The sequence below is a fragment of the Pseudomonas sp. fls2-241-R2A-110 genome, from assembly GCF_030209165.1.
GTDB lineage: Bacteria > Pseudomonadota > Gammaproteobacteria > Pseudomonadales > Pseudomonadaceae > Aquipseudomonas.
The window spans coordinates 363,474-387,026 of the sequence record NZ_JARVSN010000018.1 but is presented as its reverse complement, the minus strand read 5'-3'; the positions used below and the strand labels follow the sequence as shown (position 1 = coordinate 387,026).

The window sequence follows — 23,553 nt, the reverse complement described above, 5'->3', positions numbered from 1 at the left end:
ATGGCCGATGGCGGCGGGCCCACGGAGCAGGACCGGAGTGAGGGAATGCCGAGCCTAAGCGAGGCACCGTACGTCAGGGGCGCAAGCGCTTGGTTACTTGGCGCTTTTCCAAGTAACCCGCCGTCAGGGCGGAACCAATAGCCGCCGTTACCCCAAAAACGGATATGTCCCCAACCCCAACCCCAACCCCAACCCCACCCCCAAAACCGCCACCATTCAAGACGCCAGACTCTTGCGAAACCGCATCAACGCAATCGCAAAGAACAGCAGCCCGATGGCGCTCAATGCCAACAGGTCCGGCCAGACCACGCTCAGCCCGGCATCGCGAAACAGGATGGCGGCGCCGAGGCTGACAAAGTGCGTTGATGGTGACCCCTGCATCACCCATTGCAGCCATTGCGGCATGCTGTCGAGCGGCGTGCTGCCACCGGACAGCAACAGCATCGGAATGATCACCGGAATGGCCAGCAGGCCGAATTGCGGCGTCGAGCGAGCCAGGGTCGCGAGGAAAATCCCCAGCGCCGTGCTGGCGAACAGATAAACCGCGGTGACCATCAAAAACAGGCTCATGGAGCCCGCCAATGGCACGCCCAGTGCGCCTTTGACGATCACTTCCAGCGAAATCCAGGTGCACACCACCACCACCAGCATGTTGCTCCAGATTTTCGCCAGCATGATTTCCAGCGCGGTCAACGGCAGCACCAGCAAATGGTCGAGGGTGCCATGTTCACGCTCGCGCAGCAGTGCCGTGCCGGTCAGGATGATGGCCAGGATGGTGATGTTGTTGACGATCTGAATCACCGCCAGGAACCAGCCACCTTCCAGATTGGTATTGAACAGCGAGCGGGTGGTCAGCAGGACAGGTGCCTGATTGGCGGGATCGTTTTGCCCACCGTAGTTGAGCAGTTCGCGCTGGAAGATCCGCCCGATGTAACCCGCGCCCATGAACGCTTGGCTCATGGCCGTGGCATCAACGTTCACTTGCACCGCCGGTTGGCGACCGGCCAACAGATCCGCCTGGAAATTCGCCGGCACATTGATCACGAAGGTGTATTTCCCGCTGTCCATGACCTGATCGAGTTGCGCGTAAGGCAACAGCACCGGTCGCTGGAACTCCGGCGGTTGCAGGGCTTGCGCCAGTTGGCGGGACAGGTGGCTGTGATCTTCATCCACCATCGCGACGCTGGCGTTGTGCACGCCAATCACCGAGCCGGCGGCTGGCATATAGATCGCCACGGTAAAGGCGTAGAACAGGAACACCAGCAACACACTGTCGTGCCGCAGGCTGGTCAGCTCCTTGAGGCCCAGCCGAAAAATATGCGCAAGCTTGTGCATCAGGCCTCCTGCTTTTTCAGCATCACCAGGCTCAGCCCGGTGAAGGCAAGAAAGAACCCGAACAGCGCCAGGCATTGGGGCCATAACTGTCGCAGGTCGAGCGCTTTGGTGAAGGTGCCGACGGCGATATCGAGAAAGTAACCGGCCGGAAACAGCATGCCCATCACTGCGGCGGCGCCTTCCAGGGAGGAGCGCGGCACGATCAGTCCGGAAAACTGGATAGTCGGCAGGCTGGTGATGATCATCGTGCCGAGGATGGCGGCGATCTGGGTGCGGGTGAATGCCGAGATCAGCAGGCCCATGCTGGTGGTTGCCAGCACATACAGCAGCCCGCCGAAGGCCAGGGTCAGGCCGCTGCCCTTGAACGGTACGCCGAACAACCAGCGGTTCATGGCTGTCAGCACCGCCAGGTTGATCAGGCTGACCGCCAGGTACGGCGCTTGTTTGCCGAGCAGGAATTCCAGGCGTGTCAGCGGCGTGGCGTAGAAGTTGGTGATCGACCCCAGCTCTTTTTCCCGCACGATCCCCAATGCAGTGAGCATGGCCGGAATGAACGCGAGAATCAGCGCCATCACCCCGGGGCCGATGGCGTTGACGCTGACGACATCCTGGTTGTAGCGGAATCGGGTTTGCAGTGTGGCCGCGGCTTGTCGATTCAGTGCAGGGCTGCTCTGTTCGGCCAACTGTTCAATGTTGGCCTGATGCACCGCCTCCACGTAATTGCGGCTGGTCTCCGCGCGAAACGGCATGCCGCCATCAAGCCAGGCAGCCACGGCCGGTTGACGTCCGGCGTACAAATCCCGGCCAAAACCTGGCGGCACTTCCAACGCCAATTTGATTTCCGAGCGCTGAAGGCGTCGATGCAGCTCTTTGGTGTCGCGAATCGGCGCTTGTTCGGCGAAGTATCGCGAGCTGCGGAACGCTTCCAAATAGGTGCGGCTTTGCGGCGTCTGGTCCTGATCGAATACGGCGAACGCGAGTTTTTCCACGTCCAGGGAAATCCCGTAGCCGAAGATCACCATCATGAAGATCGCCCCGAGCAAAGCGAACGCCATCCGCACCTTATCGCGCAGCAACTCCTTGGCTTCGCGGCTGGCCACTGCCACCAGGCGAGCGACACTGAAACCACGTTGCTTCATCGGTGGAGGCGGTGCGACGGCTACTTCGGTGGGCACCGCAGGCGCCGGTGCTTCGCTTGTGCCTTGGGCCTGTTCCAGGCAAGTGACAAACGCTGCTTCCAGGGTTTCGCCCTCGAACTGTTGTTGCAAGGCCGCCGGGGTGTCACAGGCCAGTACCTTGCCGGCGTGCATGAACGAGATGCGGTCGCAGCGCTGGGCTTCATTCATGAAATGCGTGGAGAGGAAAATGGTCACGCCTTGCTCGCGGGACAGTTCGATCAGCAATCGCCAAAAGTCGTCTCGCGCGGCCGGATCCACGCCGGAGGTGGGTTCGTCGAGGATCAGCACTTCCGGGCGATGCAGCACCGCCACGGCCAGCGACAGTCGCTGACGCAAACCCAAGGGCAGGGCGCCGGACGGCTGATCGGCGACACTGTCCAGGTTGAAGCGATGGATGAGTTCGTCAATGCGCCGGGCGCTGTCGGCCTTGGGCAAATCGAACAGTCGCGCATGCAAGTCCAGGTTCTGTCGCACGCTGAGTTCGCCATACAGCGAGAAACTCTGGGACATGAAACCGACCCGTTTGCGGGTGGCCAGGTCTTTAGCGTTTACCGGATTGCCCAGCAGGGTGGCGCTGCCCTCAGTGGCGGGCATCAACCCGGTGAGGACTTTCATGGTGGTGGTCTTGCCGCAGCCGTTGGAGCCGAGAAAGCCGAAAATCTCACCGCGACCGATGGCGAAACTGACGTTATCCACCGCAGTGAAATCGCCAAAGCGCAACGTCAGGCCGTGGGCCTCGATGGCGATATCCGTGCTGGCGCCGGTCCTGGGTGGTATCACCAGCGGCAGGTTGTCGTGGCCGCTGGCGCCCTGAAAGTGAGTGAACGCTTCGTCGAGTTTGCCGCTGGGTGTCGCGGCGGCCAATTCGCTGCTCAGTCCCGTGGCAATCAGTTTGCCGCCGTCGAGCATCAGGCAATGTTCGAATTGCTCGGCTTCTTCCATGTAGGCGGTGGCGACGAGCAATGTCAGTTGCGGGCGTTGGCGGCGTACGTCGTCGACCAACTCCCAGAAGCGTCGACGGGACAAGGGGTCTACGCCGGTCGTCGGCTCGTCGAGAATCAGCAGGTCCGGTTCATGGATCAACGCGCAACACAGCCCGAGTTTCTGTTTCATGCCCCCCGAGAGCTTGCCCGCCGGGCGATCGGCGAACCGCAGCAAATCGGTGGCCAGCAACAGGCTGTGCATGCGCTCATCGAATTCAGCTTTCGACAGGCCGAACAGGGTGGCGAAAAAGTGGATGTTCTCGCTGATCGACAAATCAGGGTAAAGGTTGCCGCCCAAGCCTTGGGGCATGAAGGCGATACGGGCATAGAGACTCGTGCGGTGGCGGCGATCCTGGATCGAGCCGCCCAGCACGTTCAGTTGTCCGTTCTGCAGGGTTTTCACGCCTGCGATCAGTCCCAGCAAGCTCGACTTGCCGGCACCATCGGGGCCGATCAACCCGCAGCGGGTGCCCGCCGGCAGGCTGAACAGGATGTCACTGAGCGCGTGCTGCTTGCCGTAACGGTGGTTGATGCCGGTCGCTTGCAGCGCCAGGTTGGTCATTGCAGGTTGGCCGGCCAGTTGATCGGCGCCGTGCGCACGTAACCGGCACCCGGCATGCCCGGTTTAGCCTGGGGCAGGGCGCTCGGATCGGTCAGGCGCAACTTGACGCGGAACACCAGTTTTTGCCGCTCGTCGCGCGTCTCGACTTCCTTGGGGGTGAATTGCGACTTGGCCGCGACGAAGCTGATTTTTGCCGGCAGCGGATGGTCGGGCAGGGCGTCGAGAAGGATTCGCGCTTCTTCGCCGACCGCCAGGCGTCCGGTGATGGAGGCCGAGAGGTAAAGGTTCATGTATTGGTCGCTGGGGTCGATCAGCAACAGCACCCGTCCGCCGGCACCCAGCACTTCGCCGGGTTCGGCCATGCGCAATTGGATCACTCCGTCGATGGGCGCGCGCAGGCTGCTGTCATCGATTTCGCTGGTCAACATGGCGACCTGGGCCTGCGCCGCTCCGATCGCTGCGCCGACCGCCGAGACTTGCGCTCGGGCCGCTGCGACCGCAGCACCGCCGGTGTCCAGGCGTGCTTGCTGCTGATCAATGATCTGGCCGCTCACGAAACCATGTTTGAACAGTTCCTGAGACCGTTTCAGTTCCTGTTGAGCGAGCAGTTGTTCGCTCTGGCGCAGTTGCACGTTGGCCTGGGCGGCGGAGAGGTTTTCCCGGGCGCGCAACACCTCGGCCAGTGCCTGATCGCGCTGGGCTTCGAGGGTGCGCGTGTCCATCCGGGCCAGCAGTTGGCCTTTGCTGACCTTATCGCCTTCATTGACCAGCACTTCGGCCAGTCGGCCAGGGGTTTTGCTGGCGATCTGCACTTCCGTGGCCTCGAGCCGGCCGTTGCCGACATACAAGCCTTCGGGCAACCGGTCATGCATCGACTTCCAGTAACCGAAGCCCCCGGCGGCCAGCAGTAAAACCAGCAAAGCGCTGGCGAAAAGAATCGAAGAGCGGCTGTGAGTCGACATGCTGGCATCCTGCGGCTATTGCGTCCTAGTCTGGCAGAGCAAACGCCGGGGCGAGTTGATGCCAGTCAACTGGGACACAGGCTAACCCGGTTCTGCACGCAAAAGGGATGGCGAAGTGGTTTTGATTTTTTAGCGTAGATCGAGAACGGCCGCCCACTGCTCGGCTGTCACCGGCATGACCGACAATCTCGAGCCTTTCTGCACCAACGGCATCTGTTCCAACGCCGTTTGCTGCTTCAGATAATCGAGCTTCAACACCTTGGCAAACGTCTCGACATGCGCGACATCAATGGCGCTCCAGGCGTTTTTTTCTGCGCTGGCCTTCGGGTCGTAGTAATGGCTTTCAGGTTCCAGTGCCGTCGGGTCCGGGTACGCGGCTTCGACAATCTTGCCGATTCCGGCAATCCCGGGCTCGGGGCAGCTGGAGTGATAGAAGAAAAACTCGTCGCCCACCGCCATTGCACGCAAAAAGTTGCGCGCCTGATAGTTGCGAACCCCGTCCCAGCGCGCTCGACCCAGCTTCTCGAGGTCTTTGACCGAGAGCTCGTCGGGCTCGGATTTCATCAGCCAGTACGCCATCGTTTTTGCTCCTTGCGAGGTGGTTGGGCAAGTTATCGGGCGATTTTATGACAAACCGACGGTCGGTTGACGCCAGCGTTTGCGTGTCAGTTCACGTTGTCGCAAAATGCCGGCCTTCTAAGCTTGACGCTGCTGCACGGCCTACACCTACAACGGAAACCGCTGCTGTCATCGTATTGATGTGCCTTTGGGGGGCAATCGATGAAACGCAAACCGGATTTACTATGGATTTTGGTTATTTTGTTCGGCCTCGGCGTCGTGACCACTGGCTATGCCCAAAGCTTGTGGAGCAACAAGACCGACGCGCCAATCGAAATCGCCCAGCAAAAACCCTCGGCTTTCAAACGCTGAATCCGTCTTCGGACGCCGCTGATACCAGTGGCGTCTAGCCTGCGAAATACCACGCCCTGTCTGTCACCGTTCCTTGCAACGGCACATCCCAGCTCGCTTGAGCCAATCGTTCGACTTTCTGACATTCATGGGCCAGTCCCAGCAGCGTTGGCTTGCGCCAGGTTTGGCGGCGCGCCATATAGGCCAGGCTCCGGTCATAGAAACCACCGCCCATGCCGAGGCGTCCGCCGACGTCGTCAAACCCTACCAATGGCAGCAACACCAGGTCCAGCGCCCATACCTTGCGTTGCCGGGCGATGTTGGCCCGGGGTTCAAGAATGCGGAAACGGTTGGGTTTGAGTGTCTCGCCGGGACGGATCCGCTGGAACACCATTTTAGTCCGAGGCCAGGCACTGAGCACCGGCAGATACGTCGCCTTGCCCCGGCGTTGCGCGGCGCGCAGCAACAGGCGCGGATCGATTTCACCGTCGGTGGGCAGATACAGGGAGATGTGTTTTGCGCGGCGAAACAATGGCTGCTGGGCCAATTGCTTGTACAACCCGCGAGCAGCCTGGCGCTGCTGACTGGGCGTCAGTGCGCGGCGGGCCTTGCGCAGCATGCGTCGAAGTTGCGGGCGGGGTAGCTGCGCAGGTTCGTTCATGAATTCAGGCTTCTGCAGGACGAGTACATAAAGCGTACCCGTAAAAAAGCCGATGCCGGTAATTAAACCGGCATCGGACACAAATCAGGCTCCCCGGATGAACCGCTGCTGACTTAGCCCTTGAACCCGAAAGTTCAAGGTGGAAGATGCAGTAGGCTTTAAGGCTTTCCGTCTAGCGGACATGCACACCAGCCCAACGTGCAACTTCCAGGGTAGTGCGAATCGGCTCAGGGACGTGGTCAACTGGCAAGCACCCCAGGGAGTGATGCGAGTATAACCCAAGCCGCCAGCCGAATCAGCCCTTGGTGACGTCCGGATCAGTGGCGAGCACCAGATCGACGCGATCGAGCAGGTCGCGAACCTGCTCGCGAGTCGAACCGCTGGCCTGTACATCCGGGCGTTCTTCCTTGTGCAGAAGATCGTGGGTGATGTTCAGTGCGGCCATCACGGCAATACGGTCGGCGCCGATGACTTTGCCGCTGCTGCGGATTTCGCGCATCTTGCCGTCCAGATAACGGGCGGCGCTCACCAGATTGCTGCGCTCCTCTTGCGGGCAGATGATCGAATATTCTTTATCGAGGATCTGCACGGTAACGCTATTGCTTGAACTCATGAGTCTTGCTCCAGGGCCTTGAGGCGCGAAATCATTGATTCGACCTTACGCCGGGCGATTTCGTTCTTTTCAATGAGGTGAGCGCGTTCCTCGCGCCAGGTTTTTTCCTGAGCTAATAGGAGTCCGTTTTGACTCTTTAGTTGCTCGACCCGATTAATTAGCAGTTCGAGTCTTGCCATCAGCGCTTGCAGGTCGGTGTCTTCCATTGTGTCCACTGAATTCGGTCTGATGGAGGGTAGATGGCGGACAGCCTTTAATAGTCTTGGCGAGTCTGTCGATGTAGGATACAAGGCCTTCATTCTAGACATAGCGCCGTCTGGCGCCTAGCTGCCCATGCCCATTCAGAATTCCCCGTACCAAGCCTTCGCCACCCTGCTGACTTCCAGCGGTCATAACGTCTCGCCTGCCGAACTGCACGGCCTGTTGCTCGGTCGCAGTTGCGCCGGTGCAGGTTTCGACGCCGAAGGTTGGCTGGTTGATGCTGCCGAACTGCTCGAAAACGAGCCACAGGACAATGTCCGCAACGCCCTGATCGGCTTGCAGGAAATGGTCAAGGGCGAGCTCACCGGCGACGACGTGACCGTCGTTCTGCTGCTGCCGACCGATGACGAACCATTGGCTGATCGTGCCGTAGCACTGGGCCAATGGTGCCAGGGTTTCCTCAGCGGTTTCGGGCTGAACTGCCGTGACAGCAGCATGCTGAGCACCGAGGCCACCGAAGTGTTGCAGGACCTGGCGGCGATTTCCCAGGTGCAAGACGCCCTGGAAGAGTCCGAAGACGGTGAAAGCGACTACATGGAAGTGATGGAATACCTGCGGGTCGCGCCATTGCTGCTGTTTTCCGAAACCAAAAAAGCAGATGCGCCGGCCGCGGCCAAACCGTCGCTGCATTAATCGTTTGCCAGGGAAAGCCATCTGCCCATGATTCATATCCCGAAATCGGAATACAGCCGTCGCCGCAAGGCCTTGATGGCGCAGATGGAACCCAACAGCATTGCCATCCTGCCCGCCGCCGCGGTAGCCATCCGCAACCGCGACGTCGAGCATGTCTACCGCCAGGACAGCGACTTCCAGTACCTCAGCGGTTTCCCCGAGCCTCAAGCCGTCATCGTCCTGATGCCTGGCCGAGAGCACGGCGAATACGTGCTGTTTTGCCGTGAGCGCAACGCCGAGCGCGAGTTGTGGGACGGTCTGCGTGCCGGCCAGGAAGGCGCGATCCGCGACTTCGGCGCTGACGACGCGTTCCCGATCACCGACATCGACGACATCCTGCCGGGCCTGATCGAAGGGCGCGACCGAGTCTATTCGGCCATGGGCAGCAATCCGGAATTCGACCGTCACCTGATGGACTGGATCAACGTGATCCGCTCTAAAGCGCACCTCGGCGCGCAGCCACCGAACGAATTCGTTGCCCTGGATCATCTGCTTCACGACATGCGCCTGTATAAATCGGCGGCAGAAGTGAAGGTGATGCGCGAAGCCGCGCGGATATCCTCCCAGGCGCACATCCGCGCCATGCAGGCCAGCCGGGCCGGGCTGCACGAGTTCAGCCTCGAAGCCGAACTCGATTACGAATTCCGCAAGGGCGGGGCGAAGATGCCGGCATACGGTTCGATCGTCGCGTCCGGGCGCAACAGCTGCATCCTGCATTACCAGGAGAATGATGCGGTGCTCAAGGATGGCGATCTGGTGCTGATCGATGCCGGGTGCGAGATCGACTGCTATGCCAGCGACATCACCCGCACCTGGCCGGTCAACGGCAAGTATTCACCTGAACAGAAGGCGATCTACGAGTTGGTGCTGGCGTCCCAGGAAGCCGCATTCGCCGAGATCGCCCCGAACAAACACTGGAATCAGGCACACGAAGCCACGGTCCGGGTGATTACCGCCGGCCTGGTGAAGTTGGGCCTGTTGCAAGGCGAAGTCGACGAGTTGATCGCCAGCGAAGCCTATAAAGCCTTTTATATGCACCGCGCCGGCCACTGGCTGGGCATGGATGTGCATGACGTCGGCGATTACAAGGTCGGCGGCGAATGGCGCGTGCTGGAAGTCGGCATGGCGCTGACCGTTGAACCGGGGATCTACATCTCGCCGGACAATCAGAACGTAGCGAAGAAATGGCGCGGCATCGGCGTGCGCATCGAGGATGACGTGGTAGTGACCAAAACCGGTTGTGAAATCCTGACCAACGGCGTGCCTAAAACCGTCGCCGAGATCGAGGCCTTGATGGCCGCTGCACGGACGCACGCGGCATGAGCCGAGTCAATCTGGCGATTATCGGTGGTGGCCTGGTGGGCGCCAGTCTGGCGTTGGCCTTGCAGGCCGGGGCGAAGGCGCGCGGTTGGAAGATCGTACTGATCGAGCCGTTTGCTCCCGGCCATACTTATCAGCCGAGCTATGACGCCCGTTCTTCAGCGTTGTCCTACGGTGCCAAGCAAATTTATCAACGGTTGGGCGTGTGGCAGGAAATCACCCGTCGCGCTGAGCCGATCAAGCAGATTCATGTCTCCGACCGTGGCCGTTTTTCCACTGCGCGCTTGTCCGCGATGGAAGAAGGCGTTCCGGCCCTAGGCTATGTGGTGGAAAACGCCTGGCTAGGCCAATGCCTCTGGCAAGGCCTGGACAAGGACGTGGTCACTTGGCGTTGCCCGGCGGAAGTGACGCGGATGGAACCGTTGACCGATGGCTATCGCCTGACCCTCAACGACGAAACCACACTGGAATGCGACCTTGCGGTACTGGCCGATGGCGGCCGTTCCGGCCTGCGCGAGCAGTTGGGGATCGGCATCAGGAAGCGCCCGTACAACCAGAGCGCCCTGATCGCCAATATCACCCCGAGTGAAGCCCACAACGGCATGGCATTCGAGCGTTTTACCGACGACGGCCCGATGGCGTTGCTGCCGCTGCCGGAAAACCGCTGCGCCCTGGTCTGGACCCGCCTGGGGATGGACGCGCAACGGTTGGCGGCGCTCGATGAGCGCAGCTTTCTCAGTGAATTGCAGGGCGTGTTCGGTTATCGCCTTGGCACCCTGAAACAGGTGGGCGCGCGGCATCTGTACCCGCTGACGCTGATCGAGGCCGAAGAGCAGGTGCGCCCGCACCTGGCGATCCTTGGCAACGCCGCCCACAGCCTGCACCCGATTGCCGGCCAGGGTTTCAACCTGTCCTTGCGTGATGCCCAGGCGTTGGCCGATGCCTTGTTGGCCAGCGAGAAAGCGCCCGGCGACTTTGCGACTTTGCAGGCTTACCGCGAGCGCCAGCGCCTGGATCAGAACCTCACCGTGGGCTTCTCCGATCAAGTCACCCGATTGTTTGGCAGCACCCAGCCGCTGGTTTCGCTGGGTCGCAACATCGGCTTGCTCGGCCTCGATCTGCTGCCACCGGCCAAGCGCTGGTTCGCCCGGCAAGCCATGGGTCTGGGTACACGTCCCGATGCTTAAGTGGCTGACCGACACGTTCGGCAAAGCGCGGTTGATGCGCTGGGTCATGACCTTCTACCCGCCGTATCTGGGGGCCGGGGTTCGGGTTCAGCACATCAGCGATGATTTTCGCGACATCAAAGTGTCCATGGGCCTGAGCTGGTACAACCGCAATTACGTCGGCACCCAGTTTGGCGGCAGCCTGTATTCGATGGTCGACCCGTTTTTCATGCTGATGCTGATGGAAAACCTCGGTCACCGTTACATCGTCTGGGACAAGGCCGCCGACATCGATTTCATCAAGCCGGGCAAAGGTCCGGTGTTCGCCCGTTTCACGATCGACGACACCTTGCTCGACGAGATCCGCCGGCAGACGGCCAATGGCGAAAAATACCTGCCGCAGTTGCAGGTCGATATTCATGACGGCGCCGGTCACCTGGTGGCGCGGGTCGGAAAAACCCTTTACGTGCGGCGCAAGCCGCAAGCGAGACAGGCTTAAAGCATGGAAATGCGCGCAGATCTGCTGATTGTCGGGGCCGGAATGGTCGGCAGCGCCTTGGCGCTGGCGTTGCAGGACAGCGGGCTGGAAGTCCTGCTGCTCGATGGCAGCCCGATGAGCGTCAAACCCTTCGACGGGCAAGCACCGTTCGAGCCACGGGTGAGCGCCTTGTCGGCTGCCAGCCAGCGGATTCTGGAACGCCTCGGCGTGTGGGACGGCATCGCCAACCGGCGCAGCAGCCCGTACACCGACATGCATGTGTGGGATGGCAGCGGCACCGGACAAATCCACTTCTCGGCTGCCAGCGTGCATGCCGATGTGCTCGGGCATATCGTCGAGAACCGCGTGGTTCAGGACGCCTTGCTCGATCGTTTGCACGACTGCGACCTGGGGATGCTGGCCAATGCGCGCCTTGAGCAGATGCGCCGTTCCGGCGATGACTGGCTGCTGACCCTGGCCGATGGCCGCACGTTGCGTGCGCCGCTGGTCATTGCGGCTGATGGCGCCAACTCAGCCGTGCGGCGCCTGACCGGCGTGGCAACGCGCGAGTGGGACTATCTGCATCACGCGATCGTCACCAGCGTGCGCTGCTCCAGACCGCATCAAATGACCGCGTGGCAGCGTTTCACCGACAACGGTCCGCTGGCGTTTCTGCCGTTGGACCGCGACGGACAACAGGATTGGTGTTCGATCGTCTGGTCGACCACGCCGAGCGAAGCCGAGCGCTTGATGGCGCTGGACGATGAGGCGTTCTGCCGCGAGCTGGAGCGAGCCTTCGAAGGCCGGCTCGGCACGGTTCAAAGCGCCGATCCGCGTCTGTGCGTGCCATTGCGCCAGCGTCATGCCAAGCGATACGTGGCCGAGGGCCTGGCTTTGATCGGCGACGCTGCCCATACCATCCACCCGCTGGCCGGGCAGGGCGTCAACCTGGGCTTCCTCGATGCCGCCGTCCTGGCTGAAGTGCTGTTGCAGGCTGCGGAACGTGGCGAGCGGTTGGCGGATGTGAAAGTGCTCAGTCGCTATGAGCGTCGGCGCATGCCGCACAACCTGGCCTTGATGGCGGCGATGGAAGGCTTCGAGCGCTTGTTCCAGGCCGATCCGTTGCCGGTTCGCTGGTTGCGTAACGCGGGCTTGAAGATGGTCGATCAGATGCCCGAGGCCAAGGCGCTGTTTGTGCGTGAGGCGTTGGGGTTGATCGGGGATCTGCCGGCGCTGGCCAAGGCCTGATCACTTCATTGCGGCTGATGGCCCCATCGCGAGCAAGCTCGCTCCCACATTGGTTTTGTGAACACCGAAGATCCCTTGTGGGAGCGAGCCTGCTCGCGATAGGGCAGGAACATTCCACCGCCAATTTCGAGCGGTGCAACATCTGGTAACTCCTCCGCGAACTGTTTGATTGAGAAGCTAAATGTGAGTCCTTATCATTTGGCCTCATTTTTTCAATCGTGAGATCGCTCCCATGTTGGCACCGAAGCGTCTACTGACCGCACTCGCCCTGACCCTGATTGGCAGCACCGCTGCTCAGGCCGCTGACGAGGTGGTGGTTTACTCCTCGCGTATCGACGAGCTGATCAAACCGGTCTTCGATGCCTACACCGCGAAAACCGGTGTGCAAGTGAAGTTCATCACCGACAAGGAAGCGCCGCTGATGCAGCGCATCAAGGCCGAGGGCGAGAACGCCACCGCCGACCTGTTGCTCACCGTCGATGCTGGTAACCTCTGGCAAGCCGAGCAGATGGGCATCCTGCAACCTTTCACCTCCAAGGTGATCGACGCCAACATTCCGCTGCAATACCGCTCGTCCGCCCATGCCTGGACCGGCCTGAGCCTGCGCGCGCGGACCATCGCTTACTCCACCGATAGGGTGAAGCCGGGCGAGCTCACCACCTACGAAGGTCTGGCCGACAAGAACTGGGAAGGACGCCTGTGCCTGCGCACGGCGAAGAAGGTCTACAACCAGTCCCTGACCGCCACCATGATCGAAGTGCACGGTGCCGACAAAACCGAGAAGATCCTCAAGGGCTGGGTCAGCAACCTGTCTACCGACGTCTTCTCCGACGACATCGCGGTACTGGAAGCCATCAATGCGGGCCAGTGCGACGTCGGCATCGTCAACACTTACTACTACGGTCGTCTGCACAAGCAGAAACCTGATCTGGCGGTGAAGCTGTTCTGGCCAAACCAGGGGGATCGGGGTGTGCACGTCAATCTGTCAGGCATCGGCCTGACCAAGCATGCACCGCATCCAGAAGCCGCCAAAGCCTTGGTGGAGTGGATGACCACGCCGCAAGCGCAGCGGATCTTCGCTGACGTGAACCAGGAATTCCCGGCCAATCCTGAGGTTCAGCCCTCCGCGGAAGTCGCGAGCTGGGGCAAGTTTGTCGCGGATACCTTGCCAGTGGAAATTGCCGGCAAGCGCCAGGCCGAAGCGATTCGCATGATGGATCGGGCCGGCTGGAACTGAGACCCGCGCTGATCGTTCCCACGTCGAGGCGTCGAACCGTCTGCGTGGGAATGCGTCCCTCGACGCTCTGCGTCGAAGCGTGACGCAGAGCGTCACAAGATATGTGCCCACGCAGAGCGTGGGCACAATCATTTAACATTCTCTAGAGATCCCCTGTGGCCCACCCCGCCCAACGCCGCTGGTATCCCCTGGTCTTCGCCATCGCCGCGCTCGTCCTGCTGCCACTGAGCGTTCTGTTTCTTTCCTGGCAAACCATCGATCATCAAATCTGGTCCCATCTCTGGGACACCCAGATGCCGCGCTTGCTGGGCAACACGCTGACCCTGGTGCTTGGCGTCGGTGTCGGCGTAACACTGTTGGGCGTCAGCCTCGCCTGGCTCACCAGTCTCTGCGAATTCCCCGGCCGGCGCTGGCTGGATTGGGCGCTGATGCTGCCCTTCGCCATTCCTGCCTACGTGCTGGCGTTTGTCTTTGTTGGCCTGCTGGATTTCGCCGGCCCTGTGCAAACCCTGATGCGCGAATGGTTCGGCATCGGCCTGCGGTTGCCTCGAGTGCGCTCCACCGGCGGCGTAATCATCGTTTTGGTGCTGGTGTTTTATCCTTACGTTTACCTGCTGGCGCGCAGCGCGTTCCTGGCCCAGGGCAAAGGCTTGATGGAAGCGGCGCGGGTCTTGGGCCAATCCCCGTGGCAGGCCTTCTGGCGAGTCGCCTTGCCGATGGCGCGCCCGGCCATCGGCGCTGGTGTGGCGCTGGCCTTGATGGAAACCCTCGCGGATTTTGGTGCGGTGTCGGTGTTCAATTTCGACACGTTTACGACCGCGATCTACAAAACCTGGTACGGATTCTTCAGTCTCTCCAGCGCCGCACAACTGGCCAGTCTGTTGCTGTTGGTGGTGATGCTGGTGCTGTATGGCGAACGCAGGGCTCGCGGGGCCAATCGGGCGAGTAACGAACGGCCGCGGGTCAAGGCGCTGTATCACCTGCGTGGTTTTAAAGCCGTGGCGGCCATGAGCTGGTGCGGTCTGGTGTTCGCCTGCGCCTTCGTCATTCCGATGCTGCAACTGGTGGTGTGGTTCTGGCAGCGTGGGCGCTTCGATCTGGATGAGCGCTACGCCGGACTGATCGTCCACACCCTGTACCTGGGTGGCATGGCGGCGTTGATCACCGTCAGCGTTGCCCTGGTGCTGGCGTTTGCCCGGCGCCTGGCGCCGACCCGGGCGATCCGTATCGGGGTCAGCCTGGCCAATCTCGGCTATGCGCTGCCGGGTTCTGTGCTGGCGGTGTCGATCATGCTGGCGTTCAGTTATCTGGACCGGGAGCTGGTGATTCCGCTGTCGGGTTGGCTCGGCGGAGCAGGCAAGCCGCTGTTGCTGGGCAGTCTGTCGGCGTTATTGCTGGCCTATCTGGTGCGTTTCATTGCCGTGGCCTATGGGCCGTTGGAAAGCAGTCTGGCGCGAATACGGCCTTCTTTGCCCGAAGCAGCACGTAGTCTTGGGGTCAGTGGGCCACGACTGTTTTTCAAAGTGTATCTGCCGTTATTGCTGCCCGGCACGTTGAGTGCTGGGCTGCTGGTGTTCGTCGATGTGCTCAAGGAAATGCCCGCAACCCTGCTGATGCGCCCGTTTGGCTGGGACACGCTGGCCGTACGGGTATTTGAAATGACCAGCGAAGGGGAGTGGGCGAGGGCCTCGCTGCCGGCCTTGACGCTGGTTTTGGTCGGGCTTCTACCGGTCATCGGATTGATTCGACGTTCGGCGCATCGAAACGCCTAGGTGCCAGTCCTACACCTTGAGGCTACAATGCGCGGCATTCGGTGCGGTCCGTCCTTCGGGCCCGGTAGCTGAGATCGGCTGCAAGCCTTGTATTTAAAGGCTTTCAGTGGTCAAGCACCTTCCCGCACCTTCGCCACGCCCGGAAGGAGAAACCCATGGGACAGCGTACGCCTCTGTATGACCTTCATCTCGCCCTCGGCGCGAAGATGGTCGATTTTGGCGGTTGGGATATGCCTTTGCATTACGGCTCGCAGGTCGAGGAACACCATCAGGTGCGCCGCGATTGCGGGGTTTTCGATGTATCCCACATGACCGTGATCGATGTCAGCGGCGCCCAGGCCAAAGCCTGGCTCCAGCATTTGCTGGCCAATGATGTCGCGCGCCTGCACAGCCCCGGCCGTGCCTTGTACAGCGCCATGCTCAATGAGCGTGGCGGTATTGTCGACGACATGATCGTCTACCGGCTCGAGGACGGTTATCGGTTGGTGGTCAACGCCTCCACCCGCAATCAGGACCTCGCCTGGATGCAGGCTCATCTCGACGGTTTTGATGTGCAGCTCAACGAGCGCTCCGAATTGGCAATGCTGGCCATTCAGGGGCCCCAAGCCCGGCATAAAATCTCCGAACTGGTGACTCAGTCACGCAGCAACCTGATCCAGATGCTCAAACCCTTTGAAGGGCTGGCTGACGGTGACTGGTTCATCGCGCGTACCGGCTACACCGGCGAAGACGGGCTCGAAATCGTTCTGCCGGCCAATCAGGCACCGGGTTTCTTCAACGATCTGGTGGGCGCCGGGATTTCGCCAATCGGCTTGGGCGCGCGCGACACCTTGCGCGTGGAAGCCGGCATGAACCTGTACGGCCAGGACATTCATCAAGACGTTTCGCCACTGGCCTCGAACATGGCGTGGAGCATTGCCTGGGAACCGGCCACGCGCCAGTTCATCGGTCGCACTGCCCTGGAAGCCGAGCGGGCGGGTGGCGTTCAGCACAAACTGGTCGGTCTGGTCCTTGAGGAGCGTGGTGTTTTGCGCGCTCATCAAGTGGTCCGCATCGCCAATGTTGGCGAAGGAGAGATCACCAGTGGTAGTTTCTCTCCTACGCTTAGCAAGTCGATTGCACTGGCGCGCGTGCCGATGGCAACTGCCGACCGCGCAGAAGTGGAAATCCGTGGCAAATGGTACCCGGTCCGAGTGGTCAAACCGACCTTCGTACGCCACGGCAAAACCTTGATCTAACCTTTTTTGGCGGGCAATGACCGCTGACAATTTTCTTGAGGATACAGAACATGAGCGATATCCCTGCCGACCTGCGTTTTGCCGAAAGTCACGAATGGGCCCGTCTGGAAGCCGATGGCACCGTCACCGTGGGCATCAGCGATCACGCTCAGGAAGCCTTGGGCGACGTGGTGTTCGTTGAACTGACCGAAGTCGGCAATGTGTTTGCTGCCGAAGATCAAGCCGGTGTGGTGGAGTCGGTTAAAGCCGCCTCTGACATCTACTCACCGATTGCCGGTGAAGTGATCGCGGTCAACGAAGAACTGAGCGGTTCGCCTGAATTGCTCAACTCCGACCCGTACGGCGCCTGGATCTTCAAGCTCAAGCCAAGCAACGCGGCTGATCTGGACAAGCTGCTCGATGCCGCAGGCTACAAAGCCGCCATCGGCGAGTAAGCCCCAGACAAGCAAAAGCCTCGATCACTCGAGGCTTTTTTTGGGTTTTTTTCAGGCGGCTTGCAAAACCGTCTTCACCGCTGCCACCGATCGTTCGACGTCCGCTTTGCTCATGGCCGTAAACATCGGCAATGAAACAATCAGGCGTCCAACCCGTTCTGCTACCGGAAACATGCCTTCCTTGAATCCGCGCTCGCGGTAAAGGCTCAGCAGATGAATCGGCGGGTAGTGATAGCCAATACCGACACCCAATGCCTGCATCTGCTCCATGAACGTGGCCCGCGCCGGGAGACCGTCCTTGCGCTCCGGCAGCACCAGCTGGAATAAATGCCAATTGCTGTTCTCGAAATCTGCCGGGGGCAGTTGAGCGCCGTATTGGGCTTCGAAGTCCTCGCCAAAGCAGGCGAAATAGTGCTTGGCCAGCTCACGGCGATGAGCCGTAATCGCTTCGATGTGAGCAAATTGCCCCAGACCAATAGCCGCCGCGACATCGGTCATGTTGAATTTGCCGCCCAGCACATCCACGTCCAGCCCATCGAAACCGGTGCGGGTTACACCCTGTAATCGGTATTTTTCCGCCAGTCGGGTTTCTTCGGCAGTGTTCAGCACCAGGCAACCGCCCTCCGAAGAGGTGACGTTTTTGTTTGCCTGAAAACTGAAGGACACGAAGTCACCGGTTGCACCGATACGCTGTCCATTCCAGCTCGAGCCCAGCGCCTGGGCCGCGTCTTCCACTATCCGTAAACCGTGCTTTTTCGCCAGTGCGTAAAGGCGCGTCATGTCCACCGGCAGCCCGGCGAGGAACACCGGGATGATGGCTTTGGTGCGCGGGGTAATGGCGGCTTCAAGCTGATCCAGGTCGATGTTGCGAGTGACCGGGTCGATGTCGGCAAACACTGGCGTCGCGCCGACCTCCAGAATCACGTTGGCGGTGGCTACCCAGGAGATCGGTGTGGTGATTACTTCATCGCCCGGTCCGATCCCGGCGATGCGCAAGGCGATTTCCATGGTGCAGGTGCCAGAGTTGAAGGTGCGCACAGGGCGCCCACCGAAATATTCCGAGAGTTGCGCTTCAAAGGCCTGAACCTTGGGGCCGCTGGTAATCCAGCCTGAACGCAAGACATCGCCGACAGCAGCGATTGTGGTCTCATCAATGGTGGGTTTGGAGAAGGGCAGAAAAGGCAGTTGGCTCATAAGTATGGACACCGATCAGCGGACGTAAGGCATGCGCCGAACATGATGATGCGAATTGGCCAACCGCGCTACGCCCTCCGCATGTTTATCGACTGCTATGCTGCTTTGATCGTGTTGCATCGACGTTGAGCGCCAGTCAAGAGAGAGCCCGTCATGTCCCAGTTGCCGTCCTTGAGCCAGTTACGCGATCCCAATGCCTTTCTTCGCCGCCACTTGGGGCCCGATGCCGCCGAACAGCAGGCGATGCTCGATAGCCTCGGCCTGGGCAGTCGAGTGGAGCTGATCGAGCAAACTGTGCCGCCGGGAATCCGTCTGAACCGGATGCTCGATTTGCCGCCCGCCCTCGACGAAGAAGCCGCGCTGGCCAAGCTGCGTGGCTACGCCGAACAGAACCAGGTCTGGACCAGCCTGATCGGCATGGGTTACCACGGCACGCTCACGCCGAACGTCATTGCGCGCAACGTGCTGGAAAACCCTGGTTGGTACACCGCCTATACGCCTTACCAACCTGAAATCGCTCAAGGCCGGCTAGAGGCGCTGCTCAATTTCCAACAATTGACCATCGACCTTACGGGGCTCGAGCTGGCCAATGCTTCGTTACTCGATGAGGCCACGGCCGCCGCGGAAGCCATGGCCTTGGCCAAACGTGTCGCCAAGTCTAAGAGCAATGTGTTCTTCGTCGACGAGAACTGCCATCCGCAGACTATTTCCGTGGTGCAGACCCGTGCCGAAGGCTTCGGCTTCGAGTTGATCATCGATGCACTGGATAATCTGAAAACCCACCAGGTATTCGGCGCGTTGCTGCAATATCCCGACACCCACGGCGAAATTCGCGACCTGCGTCCATTGATCGATCACCTGCATGCCCAGCAAGCCCTGGCGTGCGTCGCAACAGACTTGCTGAGCCTGCTGTTGCTGACGCCACCGGGAGAACTGGGTGCCGACGTGGTGTTCGGTTCATCTCAGCGTTTCGGCGTGCCCATGGGGTACGGCGGTCCTCACGCGGCCTTTTTCGCCAGTCGCGATGAATACAAACGAGCCATTCCCGGGCGCATCATCGGCGTCTCGAAGGACGCTCGCGGCAACACCGCGTTGCGTATGGCCCTGCAAACCCGTGAGCAGCATATTCGCCGGGAGAAGGCCAATTCGAATATTTGTACCGCGCAAGTGCTGCTGGCCAATATCGCCAGTTTCTATGCGGTTTATCACGGCCCCGAGGGCTTGAAGCGGATCGCCCAGCGGGTGCACCGGCTGACCTGCATCCTCGCGACCGGTCTTGAACGCCACGGCATCACCCGGCTCAACAAACACTTCTTTGACACCTTGACCCTGGAGGTTGGAGGCACGCAGACCGCTATCATCGAAAGCGCCCAGGCTGCACAGATCAACCTGCGGATTCTGGGGCGCGGGCAATTGGCGCTCAGCCTCGACGAAACGTGTGACGAAACCACGGTAGCCAAGTTGTTCGATGTGTTCCTCGGTTCCGATCATGGACTTAACGTCGACGAACTGGACGCCGAAACGCTTGATTGCGGCATTCCTGTCGAGCTGCTGCGCACGTCGCCTTATCTGCGCCATCCAGTGTTCAGCACCCATCACAGTGAAACGGAGATGCTGCGCTATCTCAAACAACTGGAGAACAAAGACCTGGCGTTGAACCAGTCGATGATTCCTCTCGGTTCTTGCACCATGAAACTCAATGCCACCAGCGAGATGATTCCCATCACCTGGCCGAAATTTGCCAATCTGCACCCGTTTGCGCCGAGGGAGCAAGCGGTGGGTTATGCGCTGATGATCGAAGAACTGGAGCGTTGGCTGTGCGCGATTACCGGTTTCGATGCGATCTGCATGCAGCCCAACTCCGGCGCTCAAGGTGAGTACGCCGGGTTGCTGGCAATTCGCAAATACCATGAGAGTCATCAACAGGGGGCGCGGGATATCTGCCTGATCCCGTCGTCGGCTCACGGCACCAACCCGGCTTCGGCGCAAATGGCCGGGATGCGCGTGGTGATCGTCGAGTGCGATGAGGCGGGCAACGTCGATCTGGATGACCTCAAAGGCAAAGCCGCGGAGGCGGGCGACAAACTTGCCTGCCTGATGGCCACCTATCCTTCGACCCACGGCGTGTACGAGGAAGGCATCAGCGAGATGTGTGAAGTTATCCACAGTCACGGCGGCCAGGTGTACATGGATGGCGCCAACCTCAATGCCCAGGTCGGATTGGCGCGCCCGGCGGACATTGGCGCCGACGTGTCGCACATGAACCTGCACAAAACCTTCTGCATTCCCCACGGCGGCGGCGGGCCAGGCATGGGCCCGATCGGGGTGCGCGCGCACTTGGCGCCGTTTGTCGCCAATCACCCGGTGGTGCCCATCGACGGACCGCTGGCGCAGAACGGCGCGGTCAGTGCTGCGCCTTGGGGCAGTGCGAGCATTCTGCCGATCAGCTGGATGTACATCGCGATGATGGGGCCGCAACTGGCGGATGCGAGCGAGGTGGCGATCCTTTCCGCAAATTACCTGGCGCAGCATTTGTCCGGCGCGTTTCCAGTGCTCTACACCGGGCGTAATGAGCGAGTCGCTCACGAGTGCATTCTGGATTTGCGGCCACTGAAGGCGCTAACCGGTATCAGTGAAGAAGACGTCGCCAAACGTTTGATGGATTACGGCTTCCATGCGCCGACCATGTCGTTCCCGGTGCCGGGGACCTTGATGGTCGAACCGACCGAGAGTGAATCGAAGGCCGAGCTGGACCGGTTTATCGGCGCGATGCTGAGTATCCGCGCCGAGATCACCGAAGTGCAGAATGGCAATTGGTCAGCCGAAGACAACCCGCTCAAGCGTGCGCCGCATACCTTGGCCGATATCACTGGGGTGTGGGAGCGGCCTTACAGCATTGAGCAGGCGGTGACGCCGGATGCACACACCAAGGCGCACAAATATTGGCCGGCGGTGAATCGGGTGGATAACGTTTATGGGGATCGCAATTTGTTTTGTGCGTGTGTCCCGGTCGATGATTACCGCTGAATTACTGGCCAACACACATCCCCTGTGGTTTGCGGTGGGCAAAAAAATGCCGCTCATGTGAGCGGCATTTTCATTCAGCTGAACGGATTATTCCGAAGCCACGGCGTTCTTCGCCAGGATCGCGTTCGCCAGTTCCATGTCCGTGGCCTGAAGGCCCGGGTTGTCGGCGCGGACTTTCTGCATCGCGGCTTCCAGATAAGGACCGCGAATGCCGCCATCACTGGCAACAAAGCTGCCGGCATCGTCCTGGGCTGCGACGATCAGCTTGTGATCCTTGAAAGTCAGGTAGGTCGAGCCGGTGGTTGCACCGGACGAAATGACGTTACGCCAAAAGCTATCGGCCATCGCCGAACCGACTGGAAGGGACAACAAGGCGAGGGTAGCGACAGCAAGTTTGAGACGCATAGGGGTACTCCACTGGGTTAACTACGGGATTTGATTGCCATTCCCTCAATCGAGTTCCGTGACGCCCAGCCTACTTCTGCTCGCTCTGTGGTGTCACCCGTAGAACCTCCTCGACCGTGGTCAATCCGGCCGCCACTTTCTGGGCCCCCGACAATCGCAGACTGCGCATGCCTTCCTTGAACGCCTGTCGCCGCACTGCGAGCAAATCGGTATCGGGATTGATCAGCGCCTTGACGCCGTCAGTCATTTGCATGATTTCGTAGACCCCGGCGCGACCGCGATAGCCGGTGTCGCGGCATTCCAGGCAGCCGATGGCGCGCTGGGCATTGGTGGGCAGTGGCGCTTGCCAGGGTTTGGTCAGGGTTTGCCAGTCTTCTTCGCCCAAGGTCAGCGGGGCCTTGCAATCGGGGCACAAGGTTCGCACCAGGCGCTGGGCCATGACGCCGAGCACCGTGGCCTTGATCAGGTAATGCGGCACGCCGAGTTCGAGCAGGCGGCTGATGGCGCTCGGCGCATCGTTGGTGTGCAGCGTCGAGAGCACCAAGTGACCGGTGAGCGCGGCCTGGATCGCCATTTCAGCGGTTTCCAGGTCGCGGATCTCGCCGATCATGATGATGTCCGGGTCCTGTCGCATCAGCGCGCGCACACCGGCGGCGAAGGTCAGGTCGATGTTGTGCTGGACCTGCATCTGATTGAAGGCGGGCTCGACCATCTCGATCGGGTCTTCGATGGTGCAGAGGTTGACCTCCGGTGTCGCCAGCTTCTTGAGCGTGGTGTACAGCGTGGTGGTCTTGCCTGAACCGGTCGGTCCGGTGACCAGAATGATGCCGTTGGGCTGGCGGGTCATGTCCTGCCAGCGGCGCAGGTCTTCGGCGGAAAACCCCAGTTGATCGAAATCCTTGAGCAGCACTTCCGGGTCGAAGATCCGCATGACCATTTTTTCGCCGAACGCGGTCGGCAATGTCGACAGCCGCAACTCGACTTCGCCACCGTCCGGCGTCTTGGTTTTCACCCGACCGTCCTGAGGCTTGCGCTTTTCCGCGACGTTCATCCGCCCGAGGCTTTTCAGGCGACTGACGATTGCCATCGTCACCTGTGGCGGGAATTGGTAGACGTTGTGCAGCACGCCGTCGATGCGAAAACGCACGGTGCCTTGCTCTCGCCGGGGTTCGATGTGGATATCGCTGGCGCGTTGCTGGAACGCGTACTGGAACAGCCAGTCGACGATGTTGACGATGTGCGCGTCGTTGGCGTCCGGTTCCTGGTCGCTGGCACCGAGGTTGAGCAGTTGTTCGAAATTGCCCAGGTTGCTCGTTTTTTGATCGGTGCTGGTCGCGCCGCTGACCGATTTGGCCAAACGGAAAAACTCGACGCTGAAGCGCTGGATGTCCACCGGGTTGGCCACTACGCGTTTGATCGGCAGCTTCAACACGTGGGTCAGGTCGGCTTCCCAGCCGTTGACGTAAGGTTGGGCGCTGGCCACGGTCACCGCGTCGCGGTCGACGGACACCGCCAGAATCTTGTGACGCTGGGCGAAGGCATAGGACATCAGTGGTGTGATGGCCGCGACGTTGATCTTCAGCGGGTCGATGCGCAGATAAGGCTGACCGGCCTGTTGTGACAGCCACAGGGTCAGGCTTTCCAGGTCCAGGTGTTTACCGGGGCGGCTGAGGTCGTCCAGGTGCTGGCTGGCGATGAATTCCAGTGGGTGCATCTGGCCACTGGTGGCGTGGCGACGGCGGGCATTGAGCGCGTGCTCGGCCGAGTCCTGGCTGATAAAGCCTTGGGCGACCAGTTCGCGCAGCAAATCATTGAGATCCAGCCAGCGGTCCTGAATGGCAAGTTGAACGGACATGCGGGCTCCTCATGAACAACGGTGCGCAAAGGATAGTCGCGCA

Annotated in this window: 21 protein-coding genes and 1 other RNA gene; 11 read left to right on the top strand and 11 right to left on the bottom strand. The window is 60.6% G+C overall.

What is annotated here, in order from left to right; translation table 11 throughout:
- Window positions 1-216: 216 nt before the first annotated feature.
- The 4 genes from QRN31_RS15835 to QRN31_RS15820 form a co-directional block, all read right to left on the bottom strand.
- The gene (locus QRN31_RS15835) at window positions 217-1,335 is read right to left on the bottom strand and encodes an ABC transporter permease (protein ID WP_285432997.1); all 1,119 of its coding nucleotides are present in this window, start codon (window positions 1,333-1,335) and stop codon (window positions 217-219) included.
- Window positions 1,335-4,058 (bottom strand): ribosome-associated ATPase/putative transporter RbbA, encoded by a 2,724-nt coding sequence (gene rbbA, locus QRN31_RS15830; RefSeq protein ID WP_285432996.1) that lies wholly within the window; start codon window positions 4,056-4,058, stop codon window positions 1,335-1,337. The genes QRN31_RS15835 and rbbA overlap by 1 nt, the downstream gene beginning before the upstream one ends.
- On the bottom strand, window positions 4,055-5,020 hold the full coding sequence (locus tag QRN31_RS15825) for an HlyD family secretion protein (RefSeq protein WP_285432995.1): 966 nt from the start codon (window positions 5,018-5,020) through the stop codon (window positions 4,055-4,057). The genes rbbA and QRN31_RS15825 overlap by 4 nt, the downstream gene beginning before the upstream one ends.
- A gap of 129 nt (window positions 5,021-5,149) precedes the next feature.
- The gene (locus QRN31_RS15820; RefSeq protein WP_285432994.1) at window positions 5,150-5,599 is read right to left on the bottom strand and encodes an EVE domain-containing protein; all 450 of its coding nucleotides are present in this window, start codon (window positions 5,597-5,599) and stop codon (window positions 5,150-5,152) included.
- Window positions 5,600-5,800: 201 nt separating this feature from the next.
- Here QRN31_RS15820 and QRN31_RS15815 point away from each other — a divergent pair, with 201 nt between their 5' ends.
- Window positions 5,801-5,950: a hypothetical protein gene (locus tag QRN31_RS15815; RefSeq protein WP_285432993.1), complete on the top strand. Its 150-nt coding sequence runs from the start codon at window positions 5,801-5,803 to the stop codon at window positions 5,948-5,950.
- Window positions 5,951-5,984: 34 nt separating this feature from the next.
- Here the strand turns inward: QRN31_RS15815 and QRN31_RS15810 are convergent, their stop codons facing one another.
- The 4 genes from QRN31_RS15810 to QRN31_RS15795 all read right to left on the bottom strand — a co-directional run bounded on the left by QRN31_RS15810 (window position 5,985) and on the right by QRN31_RS15795 (window position 7,409).
- Window positions 5,985-6,590 carry a 5-formyltetrahydrofolate cyclo-ligase gene (locus QRN31_RS15810; RefSeq protein WP_285432992.1) on the bottom strand — a complete coding sequence of 202 codons (606 nt, stop codon included), beginning with the start codon at window positions 6,588-6,590 and terminating at the stop codon, window positions 5,985-5,987.
- A gap of 86 nt (window positions 6,591-6,676) precedes the next feature.
- Window positions 6,677-6,855, bottom strand: a non-coding RNA gene (gene ssrS / locus QRN31_RS15805) — 6S RNA.
- Between the two features lie 30 nt (window positions 6,856-6,885).
- Window positions 6,886-7,203, bottom strand: coding sequence for a cell division protein ZapA (locus QRN31_RS15800; RefSeq protein ID WP_007942435.1), 318 nt, complete (start codon window positions 7,201-7,203; stop codon window positions 6,886-6,888).
- Window positions 7,200-7,409: a TIGR02449 family protein gene (locus QRN31_RS15795; protein WP_003213954.1), complete on the bottom strand. Its 210-nt coding sequence runs from the start codon at window positions 7,407-7,409 to the stop codon at window positions 7,200-7,202. The genes QRN31_RS15800 and QRN31_RS15795 overlap by 4 nt, the downstream gene beginning before the upstream one ends.
- 127 nt (window positions 7,410-7,536) lie before the next feature.
- Here QRN31_RS15795 and QRN31_RS15790 point away from each other — a divergent pair, with 127 nt between their 5' ends.
- The 9 genes from QRN31_RS15790 to gcvH all read left to right on the top strand — a co-directional run bounded on the left by QRN31_RS15790 (window position 7,537) and on the right by gcvH (window position 17,029).
- Entirely contained in the window at window positions 7,537-8,097 is a 561-nt protein-coding gene (locus tag QRN31_RS15790; protein WP_090178283.1) for a YecA/YgfB family protein, read from the top strand.
- A 27-nt stretch (window positions 8,098-8,124) separates the two neighbouring features.
- Complete coding sequence (gene pepP / locus QRN31_RS15785) at window positions 8,125-9,459, top strand: Xaa-Pro aminopeptidase (RefSeq protein WP_285432991.1); 1,335 nt, start codon at window positions 8,125-8,127, stop codon at window positions 9,457-9,459.
- On the top strand, window positions 9,456-10,643 hold the full coding sequence (gene ubiH / locus QRN31_RS15780; protein ID WP_285432990.1) for a 2-octaprenyl-6-methoxyphenyl hydroxylase: 1,188 nt from the start codon (window positions 9,456-9,458) through the stop codon (window positions 10,641-10,643). Before pepP ends, ubiH begins: the two co-directional genes overlap by 4 nt.
- Complete coding sequence (locus tag QRN31_RS15775; protein ID WP_285432988.1) at window positions 10,636-11,121, top strand: DUF4442 domain-containing protein; 486 nt, start codon at window positions 10,636-10,638, stop codon at window positions 11,119-11,121. Before ubiH ends, QRN31_RS15775 begins: the two co-directional genes overlap by 8 nt.
- Before the next feature lie 9 nt (window positions 11,122-11,130).
- Entirely contained in the window at window positions 11,131-12,348 is a 1,218-nt protein-coding gene (locus QRN31_RS15770; protein ID WP_285433004.1) for a 2-octaprenyl-3-methyl-6-methoxy-1,4-benzoquinol hydroxylase, read from the top strand.
- A 232-nt stretch (window positions 12,349-12,580) separates the two neighbouring features.
- Entirely contained in the window at window positions 12,581-13,585 is a 1,005-nt protein-coding gene (locus QRN31_RS15765; RefSeq protein WP_285432987.1) for an extracellular solute-binding protein, read from the top strand.
- A 155-nt stretch (window positions 13,586-13,740) separates the two neighbouring features.
- A complete protein-coding gene (locus tag QRN31_RS15760) occupies window positions 13,741-15,357 on the top strand; it encodes an ABC transporter permease (RefSeq protein WP_285432986.1) in 1,617 nt (538 codons plus the stop codon).
- A gap of 155 nt (window positions 15,358-15,512) precedes the next feature.
- A complete protein-coding gene (gcvT, locus tag QRN31_RS15755; RefSeq protein ID WP_285432985.1) occupies window positions 15,513-16,595 on the top strand; it encodes a glycine cleavage system aminomethyltransferase GcvT in 1,083 nt (360 codons plus the stop codon).
- A 50-nt stretch (window positions 16,596-16,645) separates the two neighbouring features.
- Window positions 16,646-17,029 (top strand): glycine cleavage system protein GcvH, encoded by a 384-nt coding sequence (gcvH, locus tag QRN31_RS15750; protein WP_285432984.1) that lies wholly within the window; start codon window positions 16,646-16,648, stop codon window positions 17,027-17,029.
- Window positions 17,030-17,080: 51 nt separating this feature from the next.
- Here the strand turns inward: gcvH and QRN31_RS15745 are convergent, their stop codons facing one another.
- Window positions 17,081-18,223 carry a DegT/DnrJ/EryC1/StrS family aminotransferase gene (locus QRN31_RS15745; RefSeq protein WP_285432983.1) on the bottom strand — a complete coding sequence of 381 codons (1,143 nt, stop codon included), beginning with the start codon at window positions 18,221-18,223 and terminating at the stop codon, window positions 17,081-17,083.
- A gap of 153 nt (window positions 18,224-18,376) precedes the next feature.
- Between QRN31_RS15745 and gcvP the strand changes: the two genes are divergently transcribed.
- A complete protein-coding gene (gene gcvP / locus QRN31_RS15740) occupies window positions 18,377-21,250 on the top strand; it encodes an aminomethyl-transferring glycine dehydrogenase (protein WP_285432981.1) in 2,874 nt (957 codons plus the stop codon).
- Between the two features lie 87 nt (window positions 21,251-21,337).
- Here gcvP and QRN31_RS15735 read toward each other — a convergent pair whose 3' ends face one another.
- The gene (locus QRN31_RS15735; RefSeq protein WP_007951791.1) at window positions 21,338-21,655 is read right to left on the bottom strand and encodes a DUF2388 domain-containing protein; all 318 of its coding nucleotides are present in this window, start codon (window positions 21,653-21,655) and stop codon (window positions 21,338-21,340) included.
- 70 nt (window positions 21,656-21,725) lie between these two features.
- The gene (gene tfpB / locus QRN31_RS15730; protein WP_285432979.1) at window positions 21,726-23,510 is read right to left on the bottom strand and encodes a type IV pilus assembly ATPase TfpB; all 1,785 of its coding nucleotides are present in this window, start codon (window positions 23,508-23,510) and stop codon (window positions 21,726-21,728) included.
- Window positions 23,511-23,553 lie beyond the last annotated feature (43 nt).